The sequence below is a fragment of the Undibacterium sp. Ji22W genome, assembly GCF_049340305.1.
GTDB lineage: Bacteria > Pseudomonadota > Gammaproteobacteria > Burkholderiales > Burkholderiaceae_D > Undibacterium.
This window is the reverse complement of sequence record NZ_JBMPOU010000001.1, coordinates 1,142,205-1,168,540: the sequence shown is the minus strand read 5'-3', so window position 1 is coordinate 1,168,540 and position 26,336 is coordinate 1,142,205. Positions and strand designations below refer to the sequence as shown.

Sequence of the window (26,336 nt, the reverse complement as noted above, 5' to 3'; positions counted from 1 at the left end):
TAGAGCCGGCCCCAGTCACTTACCGTACATCGAACAAGGAGTCCCGCGGTGAGGGCTGCCTCCTCACCATCCATCGTTTCTTGATGTATTCAAGACTCCCACAAAGACTTAATGCAAAGGATAGGTACGATACTCGCCATCTTCTTCGTCTTCATCAGGATGCCCGTGTGCACCGTGCACATGACCATGTGCAATTTCTTCAGCAGTCGCCTCACGTACATCAATGACATTCAATGTAAAACGCAAAGCAATACCTGCCAACGGATGATTGCCATCTAAGACTACCTTATCTTCAGCAATTTCGGTGACCGTAAAAATCAAGCCTTCACCCTCTTCGTCATCATCTGGTGTACCTTCAAATTGCATACCGACTTCAATCGGCGATGGCAAGCGACTACGCTCTTCCATTTTCACCAATTCGGCATCATATTCACCGAAGGCATCTTCTGGTTCAACCTGTATTGTTTCATTAAAGCCAACATCCTTACCTTCCAAAGCCTCTTCAATCTTTGGCAAGGTATTTTCGTAGCCGCCATGCAGATATATCATCGGCTCTTGCCCTTGCTCAATCAAATTCCCGAGTGTGTCGGATAAGCTGTATTCGACCGTGACTACAGTGTTTTTGGCAATTTTCATACTATTTCCTTAAAAATTTCAATTCTTTTGTGCTTCCGCGTACATTATACCTTCCTCAACTGGCACCTATGATTTATCCTGCCTGAACTTTTTTATTTCCCTGGAACTTCATCGCACCATGAAAAAATCCTCAGCAGCACTCACACTACTTGGCGGCATTTCTGCGGAAGAATTTTTTGCTACTTATTGGCAAAAAAAGCCCTTACTCATACGTCAAGCAATACCCGACTTTAAACCCTTGTTTAGCCCAGAAGAATTGTTTGAAATGGCTAGTCGCGATGATGTTGAATCTCGCTTGATCTGCTTCTTTAAACAACACTGGGAAATGAAAAATGGCCCAATCGATCAAATTCCGTTGAAAGAAAAGAAGGACTGGACACTTTTAGTTCAAGGCGTCAATTTACATCAAGAAAAAGCGGATGAATTATTGCGCCAATTCCGCTTTGCACCTGATGCGCGTCTCGATGACTTAATGATTAGCTATGCGCGTGAGGGTGGCGGTGTCGGACCGCATTTCGATTCATATGACGTGTTTTTGCTGCAGGCACATGGTCAGCGCCGATGGCAAATCAGCGCGCAAAAAGATCTGAGTTTAATCGAAGGAATGCCATTAAAGATTCTTCGTAATTTTAAATGTGAACAGGAGTTCATATTGGAGCCGGGCGACATGCTCTACCTGCCACCACATTACGCCCATGACGGCGTAGCCCTTGGCGAATGTATGACCTACTCCATAGGATTTCGATCACCTTCCTACCAAGAGCTAGGTGAAGGCTTTCTACAATTTATGACCGACACAATACAATTGCCTGGTCGTTATGCAGATCCTGAACTAGAAGTCAGCAAACACCCCGCTGAAATCAGTAATGCGATGTCCGAAAAAATCATTGCCGAATTGATGAAAATTCGCCTAGATAAAGAAGACATGGCAATTTTTATTGGGGAATACCTAACAGAACCGAAGGCAAGCGTATTCTTTGAATCTCCTGAAAAATTATTAACACCAAAGAAATTCACCCAGACAGCAATCAAAAGTGGTGTACGCCTTGCATTAAAAACACAAATGCTTTATCAGGCAAAACACATATTCATTAATGGTGAATCTTTTAACGTCGACAGGGATGATAAAAAAACTTTGAGCATATTGGCAAATCAACGTAGTTTAACTCCAGAGGAAGTAGCAAAAGCCTCGGATGATGTATTAGAAGCCTTCTGTATTTGGTATGAAGATGGTTGGTTGGAATTAACATCGAAATGACCGTACTTTGACAACAAAAATACCTTTAACAATCAGCAACTCCGGCAATTTAACCGACTTACAACTGACAAAATCACTATTCGTCGCGAAATCGTTCAATTAGTCTGTTTTTTTTGAAAAAAATGCCCACAGGTATATTCGATTGACAGAAAAATCATTATAATTCGCGGTTGGGAAAGTTTCGAAGGAATCGCAAGGTCTTCTTGATTTTTGTACCGACGGCTTAACCTATTGAGCGATAATTACCGGTAATTATTCATCGCAAGTTTGTTGTTTTTTTAGATCTATTTTTTGAAAGTAAAAACATGAAAAAATCACTTTTGCTCGTTTCCTTGTTGGCAGTAGCTTTGGTAGCATGCAACAAACCAGCTGAAACTCCAGCATCTACTCCAGCAGTTGAAGCAGCTCCAGCATCTGCACCAGCATCAGCTCCAGCAGTTGAAGCAGCTCCAGCATCTGCACCAGCAGCTGACGCAGCAGCATCTGCAGCTTCTCCAGCGGCTGAAGCAGCACCAGCTGCAGCATCTGCATCTGCATCTAAGTAATTTTTATTACTTTTAAAGAAAGGCCGGTCTCTGACCGGCTTTTTTTACGCCTATAGGCACCTATATCTTTCGATATTAAAATGATGAACGAAAAAAAACGGATCAAATGAATTGACCCGTTTTTATACAAAGCTACCAATGCCGAGTTATTGCCTATTTCAGCTGCTCATTCAAAACCTTTAAGATTTTTGCAGCAACAGGTGTCGAGGCAACCTTTCCATCTTCGCCATGGACAGTGACGCGACTCACCTCACCAGCATCTCTTACCAAAATACGATACTTCTCACCGTCTTTCGCCGCATCGCTAGCACCCCACGAGAATAATCGCGCAAAGAATCCTTCACTAGCGCCTTTTGTCTTTGCGTCGATATCCTGATCAATATAACGGACAAAGTAAATTCCTTTTGAACGATCTCTATCTTCAATAGTAAAACCAATACGATCCAGCGCTAAACCTACTCGACGCCATGAACGGTCAAATCCTTCATCTGTTTCGAGGTAACTTAACTCATTCAAGCTCAACAATTTAGAACGTGGAGCAGCATTACTATCTGTCACCGGACTGGAAGTGCTGGTTGCCGCAGCAACCACTGACTTTGCCCTGGTTTCGTCAGCACCTAAACGCATCATTAATCTGGATAAAAATTCAGCCTCTAAACCAGCCTCATTTGCACGCGATGTCCAAGCTGTACTCGTTTTATCGCTACCAGTTAATACTTCTTGCGCACCACGGTGGCTTACGTAAACTTCAACTTCGCCATTGGAAGCGCGCTCAACACGGGTACGAAATTTATCTCGTTCACCTGTGGAATAGAGGCCATCAAATACTTTGCCGATCGTTGCACGAATAAAATCTTGTGGGATTTTGCCACGATTCTCGGCCCAGTCAGTTTCCATCACGCCAGTAGATTCATTCTCAACATTGATCAAGAAACCCTGTTCTTGCCAAAAGTCTTTTAACTGTGGCCACAAGACCTCTGGTGCCAATTTCACCACCAAATAGCGCTGAGTACCATTGCGTTCGATACGCATGTCTTTCAATTGATTTGGCGCTACAACACCATTAGCGGTGACAACTGTAGCACCACCAGCACGCTTAGCAGCATACGAAGAAGCCGTTGCACTGCCTTGTTCAGCGTCGGGAATCGAAAAACGGTTGTCACGACGAATCTGGGTCAAATCCGGAGGGACTTCTAAAGATGTCGTTTTGGCTTTGCTTGCACTCTTATAGTCAATACGATTTGATTCAGCAATATTTCCCACAAAACTACAACCAGTAGAAAAAACTAAAAATCCAATTACGCCAGCCAATGCTAAAGCACGAACCATCTTTTTATTAGCAACAACGCTTTTTGCCATGTGAAAATCCCTACAAATTGTAATCAATTAAATATGCATGAAAGCACGAGTGCTTATCTCCAACCATGGCGTAACCATGCGCACTCGTCAATAATTCTTATTGCAATACACCTGCTTCACGTAAAGCGGAACGAACAATATCATGATATTGGCTAGAAAGGCTAACCAAAGGCAAACGAATTCCCGCTGGCATCAAGCCCATTTCCGCCAGAGCCCATTTGACTGGCACTGGGTTTGGTTCAACAAATAACTTAGCGTGCAAGGGAATTAAACCATTGTTAATCTCAACGGCTTTAGCAATATCACCTTGCATTGCCGCTGCGCACAGCTCATGCATAGCACGTGGCGCAACGTTTGCAGTGACAGAAATATTGCCCTTGCCGCCACAAAACATCAGTGTCATTGCAGTTGGATCATCACCAGAATACACGGCAAATGATTTTGGCACCATACGCAATAATTCGAGATCGCGACCTACGTTACCGCTGGCCTCTTTGATTCCAATGATGCCAGGGACTTGTGCCAAACGGGCAATCGTCTCGTTCGACATATCGGCTACCGTACGACCTGGCACGTTGTACAGGATGATAGGAATATCAACGGATTCAGCTATTTTTTTGAAATGCTGGTACATGCCTTCTTGCGTAGGACGATTGTAATAAGGCACTACCTGTAAAGAGGCATCGGCACCAGCCTCTTTAGCAAATTTCGTCAAGGCAATCGCTTCTACGGTCGAGTTACCGCCGGAGCCTGCGATAATCGGGACACGCTTATTCGTGTGTTCCACAGCGATACGTATCAACTCACAATGCTCTTCGACACTGACGGTGGGAGACTCGCCAGTGGTGCCAACAATCACGATGCCATCTGTACCTTCGTCGATATGCCAATCTATCAGCTTACGCAGCGTTGGAATATCGAGACTGCCATCGGCATGCATTGGGGTCACAATCGCGACCAAACTTCCTTGTATCGTTGTCATCTTAGCGCGTGGGAAAAGTAAAGCCATTATTGTAGCGGATGTTACCTACTATGGGAGAGAATCGAAGGCGGATTCGAGAAGAATCCTGTACAAAATTCATTCTGATAGAGGCTTAACCGGCTACAAATCTGACGGGTGGAAAAATAAGTTGAAGTATCAATCAAAACTATCGGTAAATGCGAGAAATTAATCTTTGTATTGAGATCTATTCACATAGACGCCGGACACAAATCCTTTGAACGATAGCTTCCGCGATTTGGTTGACATAAGTATGTTCAAAAGCAAGACATTGTTGGTGCCAGCCCTCGGTTTCAGTGCAAACAAAGTGCTTCAACAATTCATTTTCTTGCAGCAGAAAATCGGGATTCCGTGGCCGACCGTACTTTTCATTCCCTGTTGCAAAAGTTTCATAAATCAACACCCCCTGATCCGCGAGAGACTGCAAAATCCCAGGCATCAACGGGCGATGCAAGTAATTGGTGACGATGATGCCAGCAAACTGCTCTGCCGCAAATGGCCACTTAAAACCTTCTTGTTCAAGATCGATATTGAAACATGTTGCACCTAGCGGCTCGAGCGCGACCAAAGAAGTGGCATCACGATCTACCGCCCACACCTCATAGCCAGCGGCCAGCAACAGTCGCGTATGTCGACCCGCGCCGCAAGCCAAATCAAGCACGGGCCCTTTTGACTTAGGAATTTCCTCAAGAAAGCGCTGCACCCATATTGAAGCTTGACCGTTACTCATAAAGTCACTTTAGCAACATGGTGAACGGCGTCAATACCAACTGTAGGACGTACTGTGCGATATTCATGAGTGGGTACATCCAAAACTGCAATATCTTCAGATAGACCAAGGCCATGACAATGAAAAAACCGTAAGGTTCTATTTTGGCGAATTGATATGCCTGACGATGTGGCAACAAACTCGTCAAGATACGTCCGCCATCCAGAGGTGGAATCGGGAATAAATTGAATGCAAACATCACTAGGTTGGTCAGTAATCCTGCTTGCGCCATACGATAGAAGAATTCGTGTTCAACTTTAAAGGCAAGCAGTAGCACCGCTAAAATCATCCATAAAAATGCCATAATGAAATTAGCACCTGGTCCAGCTAGGGCTACCCAAGCCATATCGCGCTTAGGTTTACGCAAGGCGCCAAAATTGATCGGTACTGGCTTTGCATAGCCAAACAAAAACTGGCCATCGGTTGCTAAATACAAGACGATAGGAATAATAATCGTGCCAAACAGATCAATGTGCACAATAGGATTTAAACTCATACGCCCTTGACTATAAGCCGTCGTATCACCAAAAAATTTCGCAGCATAGGCATGCGCTGCTTCGTGTAAAGTAATCGCCAATATCACAGGTATCGCATAAACCGCGATGGTTTGTATAATCATTGCATCCATGAATTTAATTCATCCTAATTTTTATCAACGATTTATAAACCAAACAAAGCCGCATCACCACGCCCCTGCCGTATGAGTTCTGGCACTTCTTGTGTCATATCGATGACCGTAGTTGGAATCAGGCTGCAAGCACCACCATCAATCACCAAATCAATTTGTTTTTCCAAACGCACACGAACTAATTGTGGATCGGTTAATGGCTCATCTTCGTCCGGCAAAATCAAGGTGGTCCCCAATAGTGGTTGCTTTAACTCTTCCAGCAAGGCATGAGTAATTGGATTTTCAGGTACACGCAAGCCGATGGTTTTACGCGATGGATGACTTAAGCGACGTGGCACCTCTTTGGTCGCCTCCAAAATAAAGGTATAAGCACCGGGCGTTGCTGCCTTCAACATACGGAACTGACGATTATCGACTTTGGCATATTGCGCGATTTCGGATAAATCTCGGCATAACAAAGTCAAATGATGTTTTTCATCAACGCCGCGAATACGGCGTAAACGTGTGACCGCGTCCTTATCGTCGAGGTGACATACCAAGGCATAACACGAATCAGTCGGTAAAGCGACTATGCCGCCTTGATGAATGATCTGCACCGCTTGTTTGATCAAGCGGAGTTGCGGATTATCGGGATGAATTTGAAAAAATTGGCTCATAAATAAAGTGGGCGAATGTGACAACGGAGGCTGAGCCTCCGTTGATGATCTTACTAATTTTTCGATTTATTTCAATTGTTGTAGTGCGGCAATACGCTGTGCCATCGGGGGATGCGTCGAAAACATCTCTGCCCAACCTGGTTTGTCACTAATACCAACAGCTGCCATCGATTGCGGCAATTCACCTGGCGCCATCCCACCTAAACGTGCCAAAGCATTAATCATAGGCTGACGATTGCCGAGCAAGCGTGCTGACCCTTCATCTGCGCGAAATTCGCGCTGACGTGAGAACCAAGCCACGATCAGGGATGCACCAATACCAAACAAGATCTGAAACACAAACGAGGCGATATAGAAACCCAAACCTGGCGTATGGTTTTCGTCATCTTTCGATAAAAAACTGTCGACAGCATAGGCAGCGATTCGAGACAAGAACACCACGAAAGTATTGACCACGCCCTGAATCAGCGTCATGGTGACCATATCGCCATTCGCGATGTGAGCGACTTCATGTCCGAGTACAGCTTCAACTTCTTCCTTGGTCATACTTTCCAATAAACCAGTCGATACAGCGACCAAGGCAGAGTTTTTAAATGCGCCTGTGGCGAAAGCATTTGCCTCACCGTTATATACTGCCACTTCTGGCATGGCGATGCCGGCACGCTCAGACAAGGTCTTAACTGTACTCACCAACCACAATTCTGTGGATGAAGATGGATTATCGATAACACGCGCACCAGTCGACCATTTCGCCATTGGCTTACTGATCAACAAAGAGAAAATAGATCCTGTAAAACCAACTACCAGCGAAAACACCGCCAGTGTCCCCAGATTTAAGCCTTTGGCGCTTAGATAATTATTTACACCCAACATGGACAAAATCACCGTCATTACAAGCATGACAGCAATATTCGTAGCCAAAAATAGGACGATGCGTTTCATATTTTATTCTCCTAAACCTAAATTACGGCAGACTGTACACGTTGCAATATGGTTGTACTTAGAGTGATTTCAAGTGCAGCACAAGCAAATAAAATCACTTTATCCAACTATGCCAAACTGGTGTCAAATTTTTCGACAGTGCGGGCAATTGACCAAGATCAGGCAGGTTCTCATCGGGGGCATGAAAATCCGAACCTCGTGAGGCCATGAAACCATAGCGATTGGCGATTTTAGCGTATTCATCGTATTGATCAGCCGTATGACTACCGGTCACTACTTCAATCGCCTTCCCTCCAAGATTTTTAAACTCGTTAAAGAAGGCGTCGAAAGCCAAAGGCGTTAAATCATAGCGCCCTGGATGCGCCACCACTGCAACGCCACCAGCACCAACTATCCACCCTACTGCTTCAGGCAAAGTTGCCCAGCGATGCGGGACAAAACCCGGCTTACCATCGGCCAAATAGGATTTAAATACTGCTGAAACATTTTCACACACACCAATTTCTACTAAGTAGCGGGCGAAATGGGAACGCGAAATCAAGTCAGGGTTGCCAACATATTTTAAAGCGCCCTCATAGCAATTCGGAATACCAATTCTCGCTAAGTCTGCTGCCATATCTTCTGCCCGACATTGACGCCCAGAACGAGTTTTAACTAAGCCCGCAAGCAGATCGGGATTGGTTTCATCGATATTCAGACCAACTATATGGATAGTTTTATTCGCCCAAGTAACAGAAATCTCCAAACCTGTCACATAATCCATACCCAAATCGGTGGCAGCTTCACGTGCTGCGACAATACCACCCACTTCGTCATGGTCCGTCAATGCCCACACATTGACACCCTGTGCGTACGCGCGCTGCGCGACTTCTGCTGGCGCCAAAACGCCATCCGAAACGGTGGAATGGCAATGCAGATCAACATTAAGATCAACACCTGGGGCTAGGTTTAAGGCTTGGGCAGACATGATAAAACCAGATTTAAAAGATAAGAGTGAACATTGTACTCCTGCACAGCGGGCTTTGCCGCATTGCGGCAATTATGTCATTTAAGCCTATGTAGGAATCTGCTTTAAGGCTTCCCCAACGGTGGGAAACAACAATCTTGCACCCAATTCGACTTTGATCCTTTGGTTAAGCAAACGTCGCGACTCTGACATAAAAGACAAAAGCATCAGTGAAACTTGCTTTTCCAATTCAACACGTGGCAAACGTGGTGCACGCGGCAAATGAAAATGATCAGCAACCTGATCAAAATAATCAGCCATTTTCAAATCACTATCATCCACCGCGTGATAAACACGATTTGGGCGCGCACGAAACATTGCCAGCTTGATCAAACATGCAAGATCTTCCGCATGAATATGATTGGTGAAGACGTCATCCGCTTCGATCAAGGCAGGCGTCGCTTTACGTAAGCGTTCAATTGGCAGGCGATCCTCAGCATAAATCCCTGGCACTCGCAAAATGGATAATTGACCGCCACTTCGTTTTGCCCAAGCACGCAAAATGCCTTCAGCCGAAACCCGACGCTTGGCTCTCGCATTATTTGGATTTAAAGATTTCGTTTCATCGAACTGCGAACCGCCACAATCACCATATACGCCCGTAGTACTGATGTAAACAAGATGCGCCTTCTCGGGTAAAATAGCGGCTAAATGCTGAGTTCTGACATCGTTTTCACCGTCACTACGCGGCGGTGCCAAATGCACAATAAAGTTTGCGAGCCCAGCCAATCGTTTTACTGTAATAGCTTGGTCCAAATCTGCGAATACAGGAACAGCGCCCGCCTCACGCAATTGCGCAAAACGCTCGGAGCTTGCTCCTTGACTGGTGACGGCGAATACCCGAAAGCGATCAACTAGATGTGGCAACAAGCGCATCCCAACATCGCCACAGCCAACAATCAGGCATCGGGGTTTCGCGAATTTGGTGCGACGAACTAGCCCAGAAGTACTTTGTTGCATAAATTTTTATTTTATTTAAGTTTTTTGAATTCAGGAATCGTATGGCGTTTCAGGTAACAATCTCACCGAGTGGTCGCCAATTTAGTTGCGATAGCGATGAAACCGTATTAGCGGCTGCATTACGCGCAGGACTCATTTTGCCATACGGCTGTAAAAATGGTGCATGCGGATCGTGCAAAGGCAAAGTCAGCAATGGTCAAGTTGTACATGGCAATCATCAACAAAAAGCCCTCAACAATGAAGAAGAAGCACAAGGCGGCGCTCTATTCTGCTGTGCGAAACCGCAATCAGACCTCACCATCGAAGCACGGGAAATGCTTGCGGATGATGACTATCCAGTCAAAAAACTACCAAGTCGCATCGCCAAGCTGGAAAAATTATCTGAAGACGTGATGCTCATCGAATTGCAATTGCCTGCAAACGAAAAGCTCAATTATCGCGCTGGACAATATATCGAATTCTTGCTGAAGGATGGGAAGCGACGCAGTTATAGTCTGGCAAACGCACCGCATATCGACGGCCCTTTGTGCTTGCATGTCCGGCATATGCCAGGTGGCTACTTCACCGACCAAGTATTCAGCACCATTAAAGAGCGCGACATCATGCGCTTTGAGGGTCCACAAGGCAGCTTCTATCTACGTGAAGAATCTGATAAACCGATAGTATTATTAGCGTCCGGGACCGGCTTTGCGCCAATCAAGGCAATCGTTGAACACTTGATTCACATTGATTCTAAGCGCCCCGTGCATTTATATTGGGGCGGTCGTCGCCCGCAAGACCTCTACATGCATACCCTGTGTGAAGAATGGGCGAGCAAGCTTAAAGGCTTCCAATACACGCCTGTCATCTCCGACGCGAAGACCGAAGACAATTGGAATGGCCGTACAGGTTTCGTACATCAAGCTGTAGTCGATGATTACACGGATTTATCGACCTACCAGGTCTACGCCTGCGGTGCACCTATCGTCGTGGAATCAGCAAAACGCGATTTTTTAGCGAAATCACAATTGCCCTCAGATGAGTTTTTTGCCGACTCTTTCACTTCAGAAGCGGATTTGTCAGAAAACTAATTTTTTTAAATCGATGAAATTATTTTTCATTTTTTTCGATTTTTTTCAGTATTGCAGTGCGCAAAACTACAAAAAAACCGTTACACTACGCCCATGAAAAATTTTACCGACATGTCTTCCCCAAATATCGCTCGACGCCGCTGTTCGCACACCGAGCCTGGGAAGTCTTGCGCGTAAGAAAAGCAAGGTCACGATAAAACCACAGGCTCAACCCCTGTGGTTTTTTTTTGCGCTACAGTTCTTTTGTTCTTCTGCTGTATTCTTTATTTTTTGCATTAATCTTTGAGGAGTTTTGAAATGGAATTTAGTCAGTACAACGTCGACGCCCTAATGTACATCACACCACGTCCTGAATTGGTGTTTACGGAAGGTCGAGGCATGTGGATGACTGACCATAAGGGCAAACGCTACCTCGATTACCTACAAGGCTGGGCCGTCAATTGCCTCGGTCATTCACCAAAATGCATAGAAGATGCGATCGTCGCACAAGCGGGCAAATTACTGAATCCTTCGCCTGCTTTCTACAATGAAAACATGATCAAGCTGGCTGATCAACTCACACAACACTCCTGCTTTGATCGCGTATTTTTTGCCAATAGCGGCGCAGAAGCCAATGAAGGTGCCATCAAACTAGCGCGTAAATGGGGTCAGAAAAATAAAAACGGCGCATTTGAAATCATCACCTTTGATCACGGCTTTCATGGCCGTACTTTAGCTACCATGTCGGCCTCAGGCAAACCTGGCTGGGATACGATATTCGCACCGCAAGTCACAGGTTTCCCGAAAGCAGATTTGAACGATATCGCTTCCGTTGAAAAACTGATTAACGAAAAAACTGTCGCTGTGATGCTGGAACCAGTTCAAGGCGAAGGCGGCGTGATTCCGGCAAGCCGTGAATTCATGCAAGCTTTGCGCGCACTGACGACCAAGCATAATGTTTTGTTGATCGTCGATGAAGTTCAAACTGGAATGGGTCGCACGGGTGAATTGTTCGCCTACCAGCTCTCTGGGATTGAACCAGACATCATGACTTTGGGCAAAGGCATAGGCGGTGGCGTTCCACTCGCTGCCCTGCTCGCAAAAGAAGCAGTGTCTTGCTTTGTACCTGGAGATCAAGGTGGCACATACAATGGCAACCCATTAATCACCGCGGTTGGCATCGCAGTATTGAACGCATTAACAGCGCCCAACTTCTTAGAAGAAGTGAAAGCAAAGTCTGTCTATTTGAGTCAAGCACTCATTAAACTTTCCAACCAATTCGGGATGGAAGGCGAACGCGGCGAAGGTTTGCTGCGTGCACTAAAACTGGGGCGCGACATCGGCCCACGTTTAGTTGAAGTGGCACGCGATCTGGAACCAATCGGTTTACTGATTAATTCTCCACGCCCAAATTTACTCCGTTTTATGCCAGCATTAAATGTCAGCTACGAAGAAATCGACACCATGATTTCTATGTTAAGTAAAGTCATCCAACAGGTGATAGACGAAGCTGCTGCAGCATAAGATCTCATACGCATTTTGCAGAAAAATTGACTATGGCTATCAAACATTACTTACAGGTTTCCGACCTGACTCTCGATGAATACGACTATCTGATGCAGAGAGCCCGTATCATCAAAGAGCGCTTTAAAAAATACGAACCTTATCATCCGCTCTTGGACAGAACGCTGGTGATGGTATTTGAAAAGAACTCCACCCGTACTCGTTTAAGCTTCGAAGCAGGCATGCACCAACTGGGCGGTGCGGCGATTTATTTGAATACACGTGACAGCCAACTCGGTCGTGGCGAGCCGGTTGAAGATGCGGGTCAGGTCATGTCTCGGATGTGTGACATCATCATGATCCGCACTTTTGAACAAGAGATGATAGAAAAATTTGCGGCGAATTCCCGTGTACCTGTCATCAATGGTTTAACCAATCAGCATCATCCTTGCCAAGTATTTGCCGATGTCTTCACGTTTATTGAACATCGTGGCTCTATCGCTGGCAAAAAAGTGGCATGGATCGGTGATGCCAATAACATGCTGTACTCATGGATGCAGGCAGCGAAAGTCTTTGGCTTTCATCTGCATATCTCTACGCCTAAAGGCTATGACATTGATCCTGCGTGCGTGACAGTAGAACCAGAACATTTCACGGTGTTTGAAAACCCATCCGATGCTTGCGTTGGCGTGGATGCCGTGAATACTGACGTATGGACTAGCATGGGTTACGAGGCCGAAAATCAAGCACGTTTAAAAGCCTTTGATGGCTGGATCGTGGACGAAGCAAAAATGGCGCGCGCCAATCCAGAGGCGATTTTCATGCATTGCTTGCCCGCTCATCGTGGCGAAGAAGTTTCGGCAGGCGTTATCGACGGACCGCAATCGGTAGTTTGGGACGAAGCAGAAAATCGTCTACACGTACAGAAAGCTTTGCTTGAATACTTAGTCATCGGCAAAGTCGATAATTAATTATTTCAGCTGAATTTAAAAATTTTGAAATTTTCGTTTACATACTTTAAGCAAATAGAAAGCACATTATGAGCGACGTTAGAAAAGTGGTTTTAGCCTACTCCGGCGGTTTGGATACTTCCGTGATTTTGAAGTGGTTGCAAGACAACTACCAGTGCGAAATCGTTACCTTCACAGCGGATTTAGGCCAAGGTGAAGAACTCGAACCAGCGCGTGCCAAGGCTTTGAAATTTGGCATCAAACCAGAAAACATTTTCATTGATGACGTACGTGAAGAATTCGTACGCGATTTCGTCTTTCCAATGTTCCGTGCGAACACGGTATATGAAGGTGAATACTTATTAGGCACCTCGATTGCGCGTCCTTTGATCGCAAAACGCCTGATCGAAATCGCCAAACTAACTGGCGCTGACACGATCTCGCACGGCGCAACCGGCAAAGGGAATGATCAGGTACGTTTCGAACTCGGTGCTTACGCTCTGATGCCGAACGTCAAAGTCATCGCACCATGGCGCGAATGGGATTTATTGTCCCGTGAAAAACTGATGAAATACGCTGAAGATGCTGGCATCGAAATCGATCAAAAACACAAAAATGGTGGCGCGCCCTACTCCATGGATGCCAACCTTCTACACATCAGTTTTGAAGGCCGTCATTTGGAAAACCCTAGTGCGGAAGCAGAAGAATCCATGTGGCGTTGGACCGTCAGTCCAGAAGCGGCACCAGACCAAGCTGAGTATCTCGACATCGAATACGAAAAAGGCGATATCGTGGCGTTGAACGGCGTCCGTATGTCGCCAGCAACAGTGCTGACAGAATTGAACCGCCTTGGCGGCAAGCACGGCATCGGTCGTTTAGATTTGGTTGAAAACCGTTTCGTTGGTATGAAGTCACGCGGCTGTTACGAAACGCCCGGCGGCACCATCATGTTGCGCGCGCATCGCGCCATCGAATCCATCACTTTAGACCGTGAAGTCGCGCATTTGAAGGATGATTTGATGCCACGTTACGCTAGCTTGATTTATAACGGCTACTGGTGGTCACCAGAGCGCTTGGCATTGCAAACTTTGATCGACCACACACAACAAAATGTGAACGGCTGGGTACGGGTCAAGCTGTACAAAGGCAATGTAATTACGGTGTCACGTGACTCCAAAACCGACTCATTATTCGACATGAATATCGCGACCTTCGATGAAGATGGTGGCGCTTACAATCAAGCCGATGCAGGTGGTTTCATTAAGCTTAATGCCTTGCGTATGCGCATCGCAGCGAATGCAAAATTAAAACGCGGTTAATGCAATAACGGTCGAAAAAAATGGTCAAATTAGCGTTCCTAATTTGACCATTTTTCAATCTCACTTCTAAAAAATTTCAACTCTTCATTCAATATGTCCACTCAATTCGATCATGTCAGTGTCGTCAAGAAAGCAAATATTTACTTTGATGGCAAATGCGTTTCTCACACTGTTATTTTTGCTGATGGCACAAAGAAAACCATTGGTGTAATTTTCCCTTCATCGCTTACCTTTAACACCGCTGCAGCAGAGATCATGGAAATCAACGGCGGCAAATGTAGAATCACTTTGGCGGGCGAAACCCAAGTTCAGGAATATCAAACAGGACAGCAGTTTTCTATTCCGGCCAACAGCAGCTTCCACATTGAAACATTAGAAACGTTGGACTACGTCTGTCACTTTATTGCTTAATGCATCTCTATACTGCTGAAGGCCGACATGGCCTTCAGCTTTTTTTGCCATTCGTCACCCATCAAAGCCATTCGGCACCTTTTTTACTTTAGTACGTAAGCCCACCTCACAATCTCACCATGCAACAAAGAAAATCTTAGCTGCTACCGGCGGGTTCTTTTGTTTTTTATTAAATATTGTGAGGTCAATATGCGCTCCCATAAACTTTCAGCTTCTGCTTTACTCCTAGCTCTTTGCCTTTCATCAAATCTGTATGCGCAAAACAGCGGCATCAAAATACAAGATCTCGATTCCAGTGTTCGCATACAGGACGATCTATATCAGGCTGCAAACGGGACTTGGTTAAAACGCGCCACAATCCCGTCAAGCAAGAGTGAACTCTACGCCGTCGAAACGACAGAAATTGTTAAGCAAAGAATACAAAACATCGTCACCAAATTAGCTAAACATCAGCACGAAAAAGGCAATATAGAACAAAAAATAGGCGACTATTTTCATAGCTATGTCGATCTAAAAACGATCGATACAAAAGGTACGAAAGCCTTGTTTACCATCCTCAAAGAGATCGATGCAATACAAAACCTAGAACAACTCGCCGCTTGGCAAGGACGTACGCATGGCATCATTAAAACACCCATTTGGCTATGGGGTGGTTTCGCTGATCTTCGCGATCCGAATTTAAACCGTGCATTTGGCATGCAAGGTGGTTTGGGCTTACCGGATCGTGACTACTATCTAAATTTACAAGATACGCGGTTCGCAACAGCCCGCGCTGCTTACCTGAATTATCTAATCCAAATGGGACAACTGATTAAGCTCGCCCACCCGAAACAAACTGCGCAAGCCATTCTGAATCTCGAAAGCAAAATTGCACAAGCCCACACGGCAAGCCAGGATGCGATGAATCCGGCAAATATACAAACACTCACAGCACAACAATTAGAAACGTTAGCACCTGGTTTTCCCTGGGCAAAATTTCTTGCTGACGCAAAAATCCCTGAGCAAGACAGCATCAACTATATGCAAGCCAAGACTGCCATTGGCATCGCAAAGCTGTACCAAGAAATACCTTTAGAGGATTGGAAAAATTATTTCAAAATGCGAATTGTGAACGAAGCCGCTCCGGTCCTGCCTAAGCCATATCGAAGCGCCCACTTTACTTTTCAGCAGCAAAATCTGCAAGGAATTAGCCACGAAGAGGCTCGTACTACGAGCGGTATCACAGTGGTAAGTGAGGCTCTAAACGAAGCACTGAGCAAAACCTACGTCGAACAGTATTTTCCAGCCGAAAACAAAACAAAAATCAGCCGCATGTTTGACCAATTGAGACAATCCGCCAAACAAAATATAGAGCAAGTTCAGTGGATGAATGCATCCACCAAACAAGAAGCATTGGCGAAACTAGATAAGCTGAAAGCGAAGATCGCCTATCCGGACAGTTGGAGAGACTATACGAAATTGGAGATTATTGCTGGTGATACTTTGGGCAATCAACATCGTGCCAAACGTTTCAAATGGGAACGTCAAGCTGCGATGTCAGGAACCAAAGTAGACAGAAGCCTATGGATGATGGCGCCAATAGAAGTGAATGCGTATTACGATCCAAGCTTAAATGAAATCAATCTGCCTGCTGCATTTTTGCAAGCCCCATTCTTTGATCAAAATGCGGATGACGCCAGTAACTATGGAAAATTAGGTGCTTTCATCGCGCACGAAATTTCTCATGGCTTTGATAGCAACGGTTCGCAGTTCGATAGTCTGGGTGTCATGCGCAATTGGTGGACTAAAGAAGACAGTGAGCACTATCATTCGAAAGAACTTGGGTTGATTGATTTTTACAATAAGTTGGAAATATTGCCAGGGAAAAATGTCAACGGTAAGTTGACTTTACCTGAAAACATGGCGGATATACTGGGTTTGCAAATCGCATTTCGCGCTTACCAAAATACCTTAAACGGCAATACTTCAAAAACGATAGATGGTTTATCAGGCGAAAAAATATTCTTCCTTGCCTATGCGCAAACTTGGGCGGTTTTACGCCGTGACGAGCGTAGTCTACAACTATTAACCAGCGATCCTCATTCACCAAATCAGGTACGTAGCAATGCGACAGTCATGCATGTCGATGGCTTCCACACTGCCTTTGGCACAAAAGAAGGTGATAAACTGTACCTCAAACCCGAGCTCCGTTTTCATCTTTGGTAAATGCAATCAAGTCCGAAATATGTTTTTTCAATAAGCGAATACCTAGCGCAATGAAACTCCATTTCTTTCCTCGCGAACGCGAATTCTGGCTTTATCATCTGATTGCGAGCGGCATCGTGGCGGCCATCACAGCTATGAGCGCTTTGCTTTGGAGTCGTCACGCGCACTTCAACGCCACGCTGGCTCTGGTCTGGATCATTCCATTCACTTTTGCTGCGCTGGTTTTTCGTTGGCATTACAAAACACGGCAATGGGATAAATTGTCTATGGGGCGACTGGTGCCCTTAGTGCTGATTTATGCCGCTATCGTTGCTGTGTTAATGATGTCGCTACTCGCATTAATTGTCATGCCTTTTTTCTGGCACGGTATGGTGCAAGAAGACAATGCGTTGACAAATAACGCGATTGGCTTCATTTCACAATTTATTTTGACTGGTAGCTTGCAATTGCACATCACCGTCTGTGCGTGGTTCATTCTCTATATCAGCTTCTCCAAAAATAAAGAAGTCAAAGAGCGAGAGCTAAGCAATTTGCAATTGCAAGCGCATTTGAAAGACGCACAACTCAGCAATTTGAGCAATCAATTAAATCCTCATTTTCTGTTCAATGCACTCAATAACATTCGCTTCTTAATGCATGAAAATGTGCCGATGGCAGATGACACATTAGTCGCACTATCTGAACTTTTGCGCTATTCACTGGAGAGTGCCAAGCACGAGAAAGTCAGCGTGGCACAAGAGATAGAAATCGTTGAGCGCTATATGCTAATCGCTAAAATTCAGCACGAAGACCGCTTGCAGTTCACGATGTCGATTCCTAGTGCGATGTACACTTGCCTATTGCCACCGATGCTGCTGCAGATGTTGATTGAAAATGCGGTGAAGCACGGGATAGAAAATTTAAGTGAGGGTGGTCGCATTACATTGCGTGGAGAACTTGGGCAGGGAGAAATCCATTTTCATATAGAAAATGATATCCCTCAAGAGTCGTCATCACAAAAAGTTGGTTTCGGCATAGGACTGCAAAATATAGCCAAACGTCTGCGGCTGTTGTATGGAGATAAAATGCACTTAACAACGACTACCAATGCGCACTCATTTATCGTGCAATTGAGCATGCCGCAGGAGAAAGAACCATGAAAGCCATCATCGTTGAAGACTCACGCCTAGCCCGTGAGGGGCTAACGCGCATGCTAGGACAGTTTCCTGAAATTGAATTATTAGGGGCGGCCGATCACCCCAAGCAAGCCCTGCCAATGATAGAAGAAATGCAGCCTGGTTTGCTGTTCCTCGATATCCATATGCCGGGAGAAGACGGTTTCGAATTGCTGGCGAAGTTAAGCTATCAGCCCACCATTATTTTCACGACTGCCTACAGCGAATATGCGATACGTTCCTTTGATTTTGATACCATCGATTATCTGGTCAAACCGATTAGTCAGGAACGATTGACGCAAGCGATCAAAAAATTATTTAATAAATCCCCTGACGATCACGATTCCAAGGAAGGCATCGCCGCGAACAAAACAAGGCTGGAAATCAACAGCAAAATTTTCGTCAAGGATGGCGAAAAGTGTTATCTGATTTCACTTGATTCTATTCGTTATATTGAAAGCTGCAAGAATTATGTACAGCTTTTCTTTGGCGACCAACGTGCCTATGTCAAAAAGTCTATGAACACCATAGAAGAACGATTACCGGCAGGCTATTTTTTTCGCGCGAATCGACAACACATCATCAATTTGCAAGCGATAAAAGCCATCGAAGAATCCATGCAACAGGGCTATTTGGTGACACTCAGCGATGGCAAAGTATTAGAAATATCACGCAGAAATGCCATCGAGCTCAAAGAACGCTTAAGCTTTTAAAGATTTGCCACTATATGTCTGCTCCAATTGCGCATGCAATAAATGGCGCGTTCGGTGTAGGGACTAACAAGAACTGACAAATCTCTAGTTGATTTTCCAATTCTTGCGACCACTCCTGCAAGACTAAGCCACAGCACTTTAACTTGGCTTCATGGCGCAGCCAATGTGAGAGAAAAACGTTAGCCTGCTGTTGAAGATTTTCATGTGCACTGCGCTTTTCTATCGCCAGCACAAGATCCTCCCCCAAATACAGTTGCGCAACGGCTCGCCAGTCGAAATCGGCCAAGCTGGCGGCAATATCGATACCTATACGACGATGTAGATGGAGCGCAGCGATGGCATAGTCTTCATCGTAACTCATTGAAATGGCAAGCTCTTTGCCCTCAACAAAAGCTGATGGCGCCTCACCTGGTATGGAGCTAATTTCTACTGCTGAAAGCGGCACTTGAAACGCAGCAGAAAGAAAATCACAGACAACTAAGCGTAGATGACGACGAGCTTCAATTCGATCCAGATTCTGCACACCTTGTGAAATAAGAATCACATAGGAATGGTCACGGAGGAAAGCCAAAGCCGCCTGATGTTGATCAGGTTGAGAAAATACCGGCGGCGTGACTTGCAACATCAAGACTTAGGCCATCGCAGCAGGGCAACCGCGCCAGCTGGACTTAGCTGGAATGAATTCGCCTTTCATCACTAGGGTGAGCGCACCAAGATTGGCATGATCACCAACTACGGCGCTATACAAAACAAAACTACGTGGTCCCAGATACACATGTTCACCGATAATCACATGATCCACTTTCATCACTCTATCTTCAAACAAATGAGTTTGCGGGCAAGCTGCGGCATTGATTTCGCTATATGCACCGATAGTCACACAATCAAATTCCGTAATATCAGTCGTATCCAAATATACGCCCTTACCAATTTTTGCACCTAGCAAATTAAACGCCAATGGCAACCAAGGTGTCCCTTTCAGATAGCGCATAAAGTTCGGCACTGCGATACCTTCGTACAGATTGGTAATCGCCTCAGACGACCAGACGAACCATGTCCACATAGGATGACTGCTTTTCTTGTAACGACCTATGAATATCCATTTCGCTAGGAAGATAAACACGAAACATCCTGCGCCATACAGTAAACCAGAAATGACGAGGTAGTATAAAACTTCTAGCCAACGTTCTTCTGCGGCCAGTGGCATCAGATCAAGCACAATGGTGTAACCAATGGCAATCACGAGTGCATGCGGTGCGATGATACGGAAGGCTTCGATTAAACCACGCGCGACACGTCGCCATAGTGAGGGTTTGAAGGTCAGGTTTTCAGCAAAACCTTTGACCTCTTCGCGCGCAGGCAAATTCATAGCGGGTGAACCTATCCAAGTATCACCACTGCGCATCGCTGAATTCACTGGGGCACTCGTATGGACGCCAATCAAGACGTTTTCAGGTATCACCGTACCATCAGGAATATACGCACCATTTCCGACAAAACTACGGCGTGACACTTCCGTCGCTTGCACCGACATCCAGCCTTGATCGATCTCTTCATCGCCTAGCATCACCGCATCGGCAATGAAACATTCTTCGCCCAAAGTCAGCATATCTGGCACCACGCCCAAGGCGGTAGAAACCTCCGCGCCCTTCCCCACTTTTGCACCTAACATGCGATACCAAAATGGCGAATAAATCGTTGCATAGACGCCATGTAAGACATTCAGACTTGACTCTTGAATTTGATTAACTAACCATTTTCCACAATACACATTGCTGTGTACGGCATAACGTCCTGGTGCCATTTTCGGCAACAAGCCCCAACGTATTCCTGCCGACAAGATCGCCGTGCAAACGATTAACACTGCGGTCGCTGGGAATGCAAAGACGAAATATTCGCTTAACTGTAAAGCCACATCTGCATTCTGTGTGCTTGGTAACAACTCTAAAGTATCTAACCAATCAATTAGAATGAACGTCGGAAAAACAGGTAGGAAAAACAGGGCGGAAATACTTAAACTTCCTAAGATAAAAAACAGCGCTTCACCAAATTGACGCACACGACTCACTATTGGGCGCGCTGGCAAGGCCAGCGCGTCAAATATACCAACATCAAGCGCCGGAGAGCCTTCCCACAGACGTTGCGCTGGAATACTTTGGCCATCTACCAGACAAGATTGTCCAGCCAAATGGGCATGCGCTTCCATCCGTGTGCCTCCTTCAACAACCGCATACGAACCGACGTAGGCATTCGAGTCTATATCGATACAGCCTAAAAGCAAGTAGCCTTTTTCTACCCTTGCATTCTCAAAGTTACAGGCATTTCCGATGCTGACGCCATCCGCTATACGAAGTAAGTCTGGAACACGTATGGTGATCGAGCCTATCAATACTTCATCGCCGATTTTTGCACCTAATGCTCTTAGCCACCAAGTGTAAATCGATGAGCCGCTAAGCATGTAAGCAGGTGCTGCTTCGATAATTCTATCGACCAACCACCACCGAAAATAAGTCACACCCCATAAAGGATATTTACCAGGTTTCAATCTTCCGAGAATCAACCACTTGGCCGCAATCGCGAGAAAAAACTCAGCGATGGTTACCAATAAAAAACACACAAGTGATAGAGCAACTGCTCGCGGGATTGAATCTTCACTATCCCCAGTAAAGAAATGATAGGCAAAAAATGGCGTCAGCCACTGCAACATACGGAACGCAACCAGGCAAGGAATCATCGTCGCCTGCGCAAGACCACATATCCAACGCTTTACCGAAGATGGTGGAGTCCATGCTTCAGTCGATTGTGTTTGATCTGTTGCTTTGATCAAGCCTTCTTGCATCACTGTGGCGATTTGCCCTAAACGCCGTTGTTGATAAATATCACTAATTTTGAAATATGCGAAGCGGGGGTCAAGTCGCAGGGACGAAACTAGGCGCGCCGCCATTAATGAATGGCCGCCGAGATCAGTAAAAAAATCAGCATCACGACGAATTGCTTGGCCCGGAAACAAGCGTGTCAAAGCTTCAAACAGACAAGTTTCGGCTTCTGTTTCGGCAGTATCACTTTCAGACGACAATGCCTGTGCCGCCAACTCTTGTGCTTTTAACGTTTTACGATCAATTTTGCCTGAGCTCAGGCGCGGCATTTCATCCAAAAATTCATAGCGGGTTGGCACCATATAAGCTGGCAAACTTTGCGTCAATGCATGGCGTAAGTTGCTGGCATTCACCGACTCGAGATCAGCACCTGTTTCACGAACTATGAAGGCGATTAGTTGATCAATGCCCTGCTCAGAACGCAAAATCACAGCGACGGTACCGACACCATTTTGCTTCGCCAATACTATTTCAATTTCGCCCAGCTCGACCCGAAAACCGCGTATCTTGACTTGATCGTCAGCACGTCCCAAACATTGCACAGTGCCGTCTTCACCGATCTTGGCCAAGTCACCTGTACGATAAATCGTATCGTTGATGGGACTATTCGCCCAAGGATTTGCCAAGAATTTTTCAGCCGTTAAATCAGGGCGGCCTAGATATCCCGCCGAAACACCCGGCCCGAAAATACATAGTTCACCCGTTTCGCCACGCTCCAATAAGCGCAAGCCTTTTTCAACTTCTGGGTCAATAACTAGCAAACCATAATTCGGTAGAGGAATGCCAATTGTTACTGGCTCACCAGCGCGCAAAGCTGCCAAACTGGCAGATACCGTTGCCTCGGTTGGGCCATAGGTATTGAACATCTGGCGTCCATTCACAGCCCAACGATCAACCAAACTAGCTGGACACATCTCACCACCGAGATTAATCAAACGTAGGCAAGGCACATCTATGCTGAACAAAGCAAGCAAGGTAGGAACTGCATGTAATACCGTAATCTGATTTGCGATCAATGCACGTGGCAAGGCATCCGGATCGAGTGCGACTTCTTTTGGCGCTATCCATAAACTTGCGCCGACTAAATAACTGATCCAGATTTCTTCAAATGACATATCAAATGCCACCGAAAATCCTTGATAGACACGATCATTCCCAGTGATCCCTAAGACGCTATTTTCGCTGCGCAAGAAGTGGCAAATACTGCCTTGATTGATAACGATGCCTTTTGGTTTGCCGGTCGAACCCGAGGTATAAATCACATATGCAGGATCATTCGCATTAACCGCGCCGCGTTGGCGCAATTCAACATCCGCCGCACGTAACAAGTTCGCCGCTGTGAAAATAGGTGCATCTAAGTGCGCGAGTTGCGGCAAAAATTCATCCGCCGTTAGTAGACCGACCGCTTGCGCATCGTTCAGGCAAACTGCGATGCGATCCACCGGCACTTCCGCATCAAATGGCAACCAAGCCGCCCCGCTCTTCGCGATACCAGCTTGCATCACCAACAGCTCTATACCACGTGGCAACCACAATCCGAGTATGTCACCTGGCTTGACGCCCGCTTGAATCAGATGATGAGCAACTAGGTCTGCGCGAACACCTAAATCCGCGTAGCTGAGCTGTTCATGATCGCTAGAAAGTGCGATTTTTTCTGGCGATGCCTGAATAGTCGCTTCCAGCAAATCTGCTAAACACTCTGCTCGAATTAATTCAAGCTGTACATTGCCGTACAAAATATTGCTGTCAGATTTCATTCGTTTTTCTTGGATGGGGAAAGACCGCATCATCTACTTTATTTTTTGATTGAAGGTTTATACAAATACAGGTTCGACTTCAAGCGCTACGCCGAACTTCTTTAATACATCAGTCTGAATTTCTTGCGCCAAAGTTCTTACATCTGCTCCCGTCGCGCCACCCAGATTAACGAGTACAAGCGCTTGTTTATCGTAGACACCGACGGTCTCACAACGTCGACCTTTCCAGCCACATTGCTCAATCAACCAGCCCGCAGCCAATTTAAAATCGCCACTAGCTTGCGAATAGCTGACGCAATTCGGATATTGTTGCAATATTTGGTTTCGACGTTCTGCTGACACGATAGGATTCTTAAAAAAACTCCCTGCATTACCGATCACCGCAGGATCTGGCAATTTACTCTGTCGTATCGCAATAATCGCATCGCTGACGTCTAGAGGCGTTGGCGCAGAAATATCACGATCTTGCAGATACTTCGCCACATCACCATAAGCCAAACGTGGCTGCCAATGTTTGGGCAAAGCAAAACTAACATCGAGAATCACAAAACGATTTTGCTCGCCACTTTTGAAAATGCTATCGCGGTAGCCAAAGGCACAATCCTGTTTTTGAAAAGTCTTGAGCTCGCCAGTCACAAAATCAAAGACGGTCAGGCTATGAAAGTAGTCTTGCATTTCTAGACCATAAGCGCCAATATTTTGTATCGGCGAAGCACCTACCGTTCCAGGAATTAAGGAGAGATTCTCTAATCCACCATAGCCTTGCGCTACGGACCATTGCACGAAGTCATGCCAGTTTTCACCAGCACCTGAACGGACAATAAAATAATCATCGGTCTCGTCCACTAATTCACGTCCCATAATCGCCATCAGTAAAACGAGATGTGGCAAGTGATCTGGCAAAATGACGTTACTGCCACCACCAAGCACTAGGCGAGGCAGGGCCGCAAGCTCAGCATCGGTTTGAGTTTGCTCCCAAACTGCTTGTAACTGCGATAGATTTTCAATACGTAAAAATCGATGGGCTCGCGCGTTAATTCCAAAGCTGTTTAAGCTTAGCAGCGAGACATCTTGCTCTAGTGTAAATTCAGGTTTCATAGACACAAGATTATAGTCGGGAATAAGCTGTTTCCCTTCTGTTTCACCTCAAATTGCCTGCAAAGTTAAGCAAAGTTTTTGTTAAAATAGCGCTACCGCAGAAAAATCCTCAAATTTCCAGATTTTTCACTCGCTCCTGCATTATTACTTCAAATTTTTCTATTAGGAAAACCCATGCCATCATTTGATACCGTCTCCGAAGCCAATATGGAAGAAGTCAAAAACGCGATTGCACAAACCAATAAGGTTGTGACGAATCGCTTTGATTTAAAAGGTACTAGCGCCAAAGTAGAACTGAAAGACAAAGAACGCGAAATTACAATCTTTGGTGACTCTGATTTTCATCTCGACCAAATCATGATCGAAGTCACACAAACTATGGGTAAACGCGGAGTCGACGTACGCTTCCTCGACATTGGTGACGTACAAAAGATAGGCGGTGACAAGGTAAAGAAAGTCATCAAAGTTAAAAATGGCATACAAACTGAAGACGCAAAAAAGATCGTTAAAGTCGTCAAAGACAGCAAAATGAAAGTTCAAGCTAGCATCCAAGGCGATGCGGTTCGTATTACTGGTGCTAAGCGCGATGACTTGCAAGCTGCGATGGCAATGTTGCGCAAAGAGATTAAAGATTTGCCACTGGAATTTAATAACTTCCGAGATTAAGCGCAATAACACTCGCGAGAATGAGAAATGCAAGAAAACGCCTCAAGTATCGGTCTTAATAACCTTAAAACTTAGTTTTCAATTTTAGCTTTTCATCTTCTCTCATCGATTACAGAATCTGGATCTGAATAATGAGCGATAAAATTTTCAACAAATTGTCGGTAGCAATTCGATCTATATTGCTGATTGGCCTTGCGATCTTCGGGAGTTCACTTGTTTCACACGATGTTCAAGCGAGTGAATTTAGCTTAGTTGCTCTAAGTAATGGCAAAGCGATGCTGGTAGTCGATGACAAGCCGCCCAAGATGTATGCGGTAGGAAGTATGATTACGGCGACAAGTAAACTGATTTCGACCAATAGCAACAGTGCTACCATTGAAGCAGATGGAAAACGGCAAACCGTATTTCTGGGACATGCCGTGCTCCGCGCTGAGCCAACCAAAAATAGCAGTGTCACGTTGCAGGCCAGCGAAAACGGTCATTTTTTCACAGATGGAAAAATCAATGGCGGCAGCAATATTCGTATGCTCGTTGATACCGGTGCTAGCTTTGTTTCAATGTCTGCCAACGATGCTCGCCGGTTGGGGATTGATTATAAAAAAGGGACACCATCACGCACCAGTACCGCGAATGGAATTGTTCCAACCTATCTTGTGAGACTCGATTCCATCAAAATTGGCGACATTGAATTATTTCAGGTAGATGCTTCTGTCCAAGAAAATGATCTTGGTGTCTGTTTGCTCGGGATGTCATTTCTCAAACGGGTGAGTATGGTTCGTGAAGGTCAACAAATGATCCTGACCAAAAAATTGTAAAACACACTGATCGTTTGAAATTTTTTCAAAAAAAATAGGTGGATAGTTTATTCAGATCAGA

24 protein-coding genes are annotated in these 26,336 nt (G+C 45.5%); 11 read left to right on the top strand and 13 right to left on the bottom strand.

All coding sequences use genetic code 11. From position 1 onward, the window contains the following. Positions 1-108: 108 nt before the first annotated feature. Complete coding sequence (locus ACO0KW_RS04955) at positions 109-636, bottom strand: FKBP-type peptidyl-prolyl cis-trans isomerase (protein ID WP_423051206.1); 528 nt, start codon at positions 634-636, stop codon at positions 109-111. A 118-nt stretch (positions 637-754) separates the two neighbouring features. Between ACO0KW_RS04955 and ACO0KW_RS04950 the strand changes: the two genes are divergently transcribed. Continuing rightward, positions 755-1,894 carry a JmjC domain-containing protein gene (locus ACO0KW_RS04950; RefSeq protein ID WP_423051204.1) on the top strand — a complete coding sequence of 380 codons (1,140 nt, stop codon included), beginning with the start codon at positions 755-757 and terminating at the stop codon, positions 1,892-1,894. Positions 1,895-2,278: 384 nt separating this feature from the next. On the opposite strand, the gene ACO0KW_RS04945 is transcribed toward ACO0KW_RS04950, so the two are convergent. The 9 genes from ACO0KW_RS04945 to ACO0KW_RS04905 form a co-directional block, all read right to left on the bottom strand. Next, entirely contained in the window at positions 2,279-2,431 is a 153-nt protein-coding gene (locus ACO0KW_RS04945; protein ID WP_423051202.1) for a hypothetical protein, read from the bottom strand. Positions 2,432-2,592: 161 nt separating this feature from the next. Continuing rightward, entirely contained in the window at positions 2,593-3,798 is a 1,206-nt protein-coding gene (bamC, locus tag ACO0KW_RS04940; protein WP_423051200.1) for an outer membrane protein assembly factor BamC, read from the bottom strand. Between the two features lie 97 nt (positions 3,799-3,895). After that, a complete protein-coding gene (gene dapA, locus ACO0KW_RS04935; protein WP_423051198.1) occupies positions 3,896-4,807 on the bottom strand; it encodes a 4-hydroxy-tetrahydrodipicolinate synthase in 912 nt (303 codons plus the stop codon). 178 nt (positions 4,808-4,985) lie between these two features. Beyond that, complete coding sequence (locus ACO0KW_RS04930; protein ID WP_423051196.1) at positions 4,986-5,528, bottom strand: class I SAM-dependent methyltransferase; 543 nt, start codon at positions 5,526-5,528, stop codon at positions 4,986-4,988. Positions 5,529-5,532: 4 nt separating this feature from the next. After that, positions 5,533-6,195, bottom strand: a complete 663-nt coding sequence (locus ACO0KW_RS04925) for a site-2 protease family protein (RefSeq protein WP_423051194.1) — start codon at positions 6,193-6,195, stop codon at positions 5,533-5,535. A gap of 32 nt (positions 6,196-6,227) precedes the next feature. Further along, the gene (locus tag ACO0KW_RS04920; protein ID WP_423051192.1) at positions 6,228-6,851 is read right to left on the bottom strand and encodes an L-threonylcarbamoyladenylate synthase; all 624 of its coding nucleotides are present in this window, start codon (positions 6,849-6,851) and stop codon (positions 6,228-6,230) included. 66 nt (positions 6,852-6,917) lie between these two features. After that, positions 6,918-7,793: a protease HtpX gene (htpX, locus tag ACO0KW_RS04915; RefSeq protein WP_423051189.1), complete on the bottom strand. Its 876-nt coding sequence runs from the start codon at positions 7,791-7,793 to the stop codon at positions 6,918-6,920. Between the two features lie 94 nt (positions 7,794-7,887). After that, positions 7,888-8,760 (bottom strand): 3',5'-nucleoside bisphosphate phosphatase, encoded by an 873-nt coding sequence (locus ACO0KW_RS04910; RefSeq protein WP_423051187.1) that lies wholly within the window; start codon positions 8,758-8,760, stop codon positions 7,888-7,890. Positions 8,761-8,847: 87 nt separating this feature from the next. Beyond that, positions 8,848-9,759 (bottom strand): sugar nucleotide-binding protein, encoded by a 912-nt coding sequence (locus ACO0KW_RS04905; protein ID WP_423051185.1) that lies wholly within the window; start codon positions 9,757-9,759, stop codon positions 8,848-8,850. 41 nt (positions 9,760-9,800) lie between these two features. Between ACO0KW_RS04905 and ACO0KW_RS04900 the strand changes: the two genes are divergently transcribed. The 8 genes from ACO0KW_RS04900 (at position 9,801) to ACO0KW_RS04865 (ending at position 19,063) form a co-directional block, all read left to right on the top strand. Then, on the top strand, positions 9,801-10,829 hold the full coding sequence (locus ACO0KW_RS04900; RefSeq protein ID WP_423051183.1) for a CDP-6-deoxy-delta-3,4-glucoseen reductase: 1,029 nt from the start codon (positions 9,801-9,803) through the stop codon (positions 10,827-10,829). Between the two features lie 297 nt (positions 10,830-11,126). After that, positions 11,127-12,332: an acetylornithine transaminase gene (locus ACO0KW_RS04895; RefSeq protein ID WP_423051181.1), complete on the top strand. Its 1,206-nt coding sequence runs from the start codon at positions 11,127-11,129 to the stop codon at positions 12,330-12,332. A 32-nt stretch (positions 12,333-12,364) separates the two neighbouring features. Then, positions 12,365-13,282, top strand: coding sequence for an ornithine carbamoyltransferase (gene argF, locus ACO0KW_RS04890; RefSeq protein WP_423051179.1), 918 nt, complete (start codon positions 12,365-12,367; stop codon positions 13,280-13,282). 68 nt (positions 13,283-13,350) lie between these two features. Beyond that, a complete protein-coding gene (locus ACO0KW_RS04885; RefSeq protein WP_423051177.1) occupies positions 13,351-14,580 on the top strand; it encodes an argininosuccinate synthase in 1,230 nt (409 codons plus the stop codon). 93 nt (positions 14,581-14,673) lie between these two features. Then, positions 14,674-14,991 (top strand): pyrimidine/purine nucleoside phosphorylase, encoded by a 318-nt coding sequence (locus ACO0KW_RS04880; protein WP_423051175.1) that lies wholly within the window; start codon positions 14,674-14,676, stop codon positions 14,989-14,991. 189 nt (positions 14,992-15,180) lie between these two features. Continuing rightward, positions 15,181-17,196, top strand: coding sequence for a M13 family metallopeptidase (locus tag ACO0KW_RS04875; RefSeq protein WP_423051173.1), 2,016 nt, complete (start codon positions 15,181-15,183; stop codon positions 17,194-17,196). A 50-nt stretch (positions 17,197-17,246) separates the two neighbouring features. Continuing rightward, positions 17,247-18,335: a sensor histidine kinase gene (locus tag ACO0KW_RS04870; protein WP_423051171.1), complete on the top strand. Its 1,089-nt coding sequence runs from the start codon at positions 17,247-17,249 to the stop codon at positions 18,333-18,335. Then, complete coding sequence (locus ACO0KW_RS04865; protein ID WP_423051169.1) at positions 18,332-19,063, top strand: LytR/AlgR family response regulator transcription factor; 732 nt, start codon at positions 18,332-18,334, stop codon at positions 19,061-19,063. The genes ACO0KW_RS04870 and ACO0KW_RS04865 overlap by 4 nt, the downstream gene beginning before the upstream one ends. Before the next feature lie 10 nt (positions 19,064-19,073). Here the strand turns inward: ACO0KW_RS04865 and ACO0KW_RS04860 are convergent, their stop codons facing one another. Genes ACO0KW_RS04860 through murB form a run of 3 tightly spaced genes read right to left on the bottom strand, consistent with a single transcriptional unit; the run spans position 19,074 to position 24,794 of the window. Next, positions 19,074-19,691 carry a hypothetical protein gene (locus ACO0KW_RS04860; RefSeq protein ID WP_423051167.1) on the bottom strand — a complete coding sequence of 206 codons (618 nt, stop codon included), beginning with the start codon at positions 19,689-19,691 and terminating at the stop codon, positions 19,074-19,076. A 3-nt stretch (positions 19,692-19,694) separates the two neighbouring features. Next, positions 19,695-23,696: a Pls/PosA family non-ribosomal peptide synthetase gene (locus ACO0KW_RS04855; RefSeq protein ID WP_423051166.1), complete on the bottom strand. Its 4,002-nt coding sequence runs from the start codon at positions 23,694-23,696 to the stop codon at positions 19,695-19,697. Positions 23,697-23,753: 57 nt separating this feature from the next. Continuing rightward, positions 23,754-24,794 (bottom strand): UDP-N-acetylmuramate dehydrogenase, encoded by a 1,041-nt coding sequence (gene murB / locus ACO0KW_RS04850; RefSeq protein WP_423051164.1) that lies wholly within the window; start codon positions 24,792-24,794, stop codon positions 23,754-23,756. A gap of 174 nt (positions 24,795-24,968) precedes the next feature. Between murB and ACO0KW_RS04845 the strand changes: the two genes are divergently transcribed. Next, a complete protein-coding gene (locus tag ACO0KW_RS04845) occupies positions 24,969-25,460 on the top strand; it encodes a YajQ family cyclic di-GMP-binding protein (RefSeq protein WP_423051162.1) in 492 nt (163 codons plus the stop codon). Between the two features lie 131 nt (positions 25,461-25,591). Further along, positions 25,592-26,275, top strand: coding sequence for a retropepsin-like aspartic protease family protein (locus ACO0KW_RS04840; protein ID WP_423051160.1), 684 nt, complete (start codon positions 25,592-25,594; stop codon positions 26,273-26,275). The last annotated feature ends 61 nt before the right edge of the window (positions 26,276-26,336 follow it).

What these genes read in the sequence shown, in the direction of transcription:
- ACO0KW_RS04955 (WP_423051206.1), bottom strand. Translation starts at nt 636, where the DNA reads ATGAAAATTGCCAAAAACACTGTAGTCACGGTCGAATACAGCTTATCC.
- ACO0KW_RS04950 (WP_423051204.1), top strand. Translation starts at nt 755, where the DNA reads ATGAAAAAATCCTCAGCAGCACTCACACTACTTGGCGGCATTTCTGCG.
- ACO0KW_RS04945 (WP_423051202.1), bottom strand. Translation starts at nt 2,431, where the DNA reads ATGCAGATGCAGATGCTGCAGCTGGTGCTGCTTCAGCCGCTGGAGAAG.
- bamC (WP_423051200.1), bottom strand. Translation starts at nt 3,798, where the DNA reads ATGGCAAAAAGCGTTGTTGCTAATAAAAAGATGGTTCGTGCTTTAGCA.
- dapA (WP_423051198.1), bottom strand. Translation starts at nt 4,807, where the DNA reads ATGGCTTTACTTTTCCCACGCGCTAAGATGACAACGATACAAGGAAGT.
- ACO0KW_RS04930 (WP_423051196.1), bottom strand. Translation starts at nt 5,528, where the DNA reads ATGAGTAACGGTCAAGCTTCAATATGGGTGCAGCGCTTTCTTGAGGAA.
- ACO0KW_RS04925 (WP_423051194.1), bottom strand. Translation starts at nt 6,195, where the DNA reads ATGGATGCAATGATTATACAAACCATCGCGGTTTATGCGATACCTGTG.
- ACO0KW_RS04920 (WP_423051192.1), bottom strand. Translation starts at nt 6,851, where the DNA reads ATGAGCCAATTTTTTCAAATTCATCCCGATAATCCGCAACTCCGCTTG.
- htpX (WP_423051189.1), bottom strand. Translation starts at nt 7,793, where the DNA reads ATGAAACGCATCGTCCTATTTTTGGCTACGAATATTGCTGTCATGCTT.
- ACO0KW_RS04910 (WP_423051187.1), bottom strand. Translation starts at nt 8,760, where the DNA reads ATGTCTGCCCAAGCCTTAAACCTAGCCCCAGGTGTTGATCTTAATGTT.
- ACO0KW_RS04905 (WP_423051185.1), bottom strand. Translation starts at nt 9,759, where the DNA reads ATGCAACAAAGTACTTCTGGGCTAGTTCGTCGCACCAAATTCGCGAAA.
- ACO0KW_RS04900 (WP_423051183.1), top strand. Translation starts at nt 9,801, where the DNA reads ATGGCGTTTCAGGTAACAATCTCACCGAGTGGTCGCCAATTTAGTTGC.
- ACO0KW_RS04895 (WP_423051181.1), top strand. Translation starts at nt 11,127, where the DNA reads ATGGAATTTAGTCAGTACAACGTCGACGCCCTAATGTACATCACACCA.
- argF (WP_423051179.1), top strand. Translation starts at nt 12,365, where the DNA reads ATGGCTATCAAACATTACTTACAGGTTTCCGACCTGACTCTCGATGAA.
- ACO0KW_RS04885 (WP_423051177.1), top strand. Translation starts at nt 13,351, where the DNA reads ATGAGCGACGTTAGAAAAGTGGTTTTAGCCTACTCCGGCGGTTTGGAT.
- ACO0KW_RS04880 (WP_423051175.1), top strand. Translation starts at nt 14,674, where the DNA reads ATGTCCACTCAATTCGATCATGTCAGTGTCGTCAAGAAAGCAAATATT.
- ACO0KW_RS04875 (WP_423051173.1), top strand. Translation starts at nt 15,181, where the DNA reads ATGCGCTCCCATAAACTTTCAGCTTCTGCTTTACTCCTAGCTCTTTGC.
- ACO0KW_RS04870 (WP_423051171.1), top strand. Translation starts at nt 17,247, where the DNA reads ATGAAACTCCATTTCTTTCCTCGCGAACGCGAATTCTGGCTTTATCAT.
- ACO0KW_RS04865 (WP_423051169.1), top strand. Translation starts at nt 18,332, where the DNA reads ATGAAAGCCATCATCGTTGAAGACTCACGCCTAGCCCGTGAGGGGCTA.
- ACO0KW_RS04855 (WP_423051166.1), bottom strand. Translation starts at nt 23,696, where the DNA reads ATGAAATCTGACAGCAATATTTTGTACGGCAATGTACAGCTTGAATTA.
- murB (WP_423051164.1), bottom strand. Translation starts at nt 24,794, where the DNA reads ATGAAACCTGAATTTACACTAGAGCAAGATGTCTCGCTGCTAAGCTTA.
- ACO0KW_RS04845 (WP_423051162.1), top strand. Translation starts at nt 24,969, where the DNA reads ATGCCATCATTTGATACCGTCTCCGAAGCCAATATGGAAGAAGTCAAA.
- ACO0KW_RS04840 (WP_423051160.1), top strand. Translation starts at nt 25,592, where the DNA reads ATGAGCGATAAAATTTTCAACAAATTGTCGGTAGCAATTCGATCTATA.